Genomic DNA, 2,284 nt, shown 5'->3' on the forward strand with positions numbered 1-2,284 from the left:
TTGGCGATCCACGCAAACCGAACGGCGAGCAGGAGATCGGCCGCCTCGTGGCTGAGTGCGCCTACGCACACTGGCACCGGATGCTCTTTGCCCGCTTCCTGGCGGAGAACCGCCTGCTTATCCATCCCCAACTCGGCGTCCCGGTCACGCTGGCCGAGTGCGAGGAACTCGCTGCTGAGGCTGGCGAGAAAGATGGCTGGGCCCTGGCCGGCCGGTTTGCGGCCCGGATGCTGCCGGCGATCTTCGACCCCACCGATCCAATCCTCGCCGTACGCCTGGCGCCAGAGCACCAGCAGAAGCTGGAGGCTCTCCTCGGCGCCCTTCCGGCCGACGTCTTCACCGCCGACGACAGTCTGGGGTGGGTCTACCAGTTTTGGCAGGCCAAACGCAAGGACGAGGTGAACGAGGCCGCCAAAGCGGGGCGGAAGATCGGCGCCGATGAGCTTCCCGCTGTGACGCAACTCTTCACTGAACCCTATATGGTCAAGTTTCTCCTCCACAACACGCTGGGCGCGTGGTGGGCGGGCAGGGTGCTGGCCGAGCGGCCGGAACTTGCATCCACGGCCGGGAGCGAAGAGGAGTTGCGCTGCGCCTGCGCACTTCCCGGCTACGATTGGAGCTACCTGCGCTTTGTCCGGAACGGAGGAGGTGGCGCCTGGCGCCCGGCGGCAGGCACTTTCGAGCGGTGGCCCAAGCGCGCCGCGGAGATCACGGTCCTCGACCCCTGTTGCGGCTCGGGGCACATCCTCGTGGAGGCCTTCCGCATCCTGGTGCCCATGCGCATGGTGGAGGAGGGACTCTCTGCGCGCGTGGCGTGCGACGCCGTACTCCGCGACAACCTCTTCGGCCTGGAGATCGACGAGCGGTGCACCCAGATCGCCGCCTTTAACCTGGCGTTTGCCGCCTGGACCTATCCAGGCGCTGGTGGCTACCGGCCACTGCCGGATCTCCACATCGCTTGCTCGGGGCTCGCAGTCGGCGGCAAGGAAGAAGAATGGCTCAAGCTCGCAGGCAACGACGAGCGGCTGCGAGAAGGGATGCGGAGGCTCTACCGGCTGTTTAAAGACGCGCCGACGCTCGGTAGCCTGATCGATCCCCGGCGAGAAGAGGCCGACCTCTTCACCGCAGGGTTCGAGGAACTCCAGCAGTTACTGGAGCAGGCGCTTGCGCGTGAGGGGGTAAGGCACGACGCTCAGGCCACCGAGGCGGGCATCGCCGCCCAGGGGATGGCGAAGGCGGCGGCGCTTTTGGCGAAGTCATACATGGTGGTGGCGACGAACGTGCCGTATCTGCAGAGGAACAAGCAAGAGGTCAAGCTGCGAGCGTTCTGCGATGCGCGTTTCGCGCGATCAAAGGGAGATCTAGCGACGGTCATGGTTGAGCGAAGCCTGCGGGCCTGCCGCGTCGGGGGGACGGTTGCTGTAGTAGCGCCTCAACACGCTCTGTTGCTCAAGACATATTCGCTGTTTCGACGGACACTGTTGCGGGACTCGACATTGCACTTCGTCGCTGCGCTTGGCCCCGGTGCATTCGATACTGTGAGCGGTGAGGTCGTGAATGTCGCTCTGTATGGCCTTTCTCGAAGCGCGCCCGATAAGACCTCGGCGTTCATGACCGCCGACGCGAACTCTGCCAAGGGAATCATGGAGAAGGCCGCCTTCCTCCGCAGCGGCCCGGTGGCCCATGCTTTTCAACTCCCCCAGCTTAAGAACCCCGACCACAAGATCCTTCTCTCCGGGGCCATCGAGGGGCCGCTGCTGGAGAAGTACGCGGGGGGAATGGCAGGTATTCAAAGCGGTGACTACGACCGCTTCGGCCGCTGTTTCTGGGAAATGCCCCGCCTCCTCCCGGGCTGGGTCTTCCAGCAAAGCACTGTGCGGGAGACGATGCCCTTCGCTGGACGGGAGCACGCCCTGCTTTGGGAGGATGGGGAAGGCGAACTCGCCAATTCACCAAGGGCGTACATCCGAGGCCAAGCTGCCTGGGGCAAGCGCGGTGTCGCTGTCTCCCAAATGCAGCATCTCCCCGTGACCCGCTACACCGGCGAGGCCTGGGACAACAACACCGCCGTCATCCTTCCCAGGGACCCAAATCACCTCCCAGCGATCTGGAGCTTCTGTGAGTCGCCCGAGTTCGCCGCCGCGGTCCGGCAAATTGACAAGACACTCAAGGTCACCAACGCCACGCTCGCCAAGGTCCCCTTCGACCTGGCCCACTGGCAGAAGGTCGCGGCGGAGAAGTACCCGAACGGCCTGCCTAAGCCCTTTACCGACGATCCGACTCA

At 64.7% G+C, this 2,284-nt stretch carries 1 protein-coding gene; it reads left to right on the plus strand.

Features of this window, described 5'->3' with window-relative positions:
* Positions 1-47: 47 nt before the first annotated feature.
* On the plus strand, positions 48-2,284 hold a 2,237-nt coding region (locus AB1609_21735), incomplete at its 3' end, for a DNA methyltransferase (protein MEW6049057.1).

The sequence above is a fragment of the Bacillota bacterium genome, from assembly GCA_040754675.1.
Lineage (GTDB): Bacteria > Bacillota > Limnochordia > Limnochordales > Geochordaceae > Geochorda.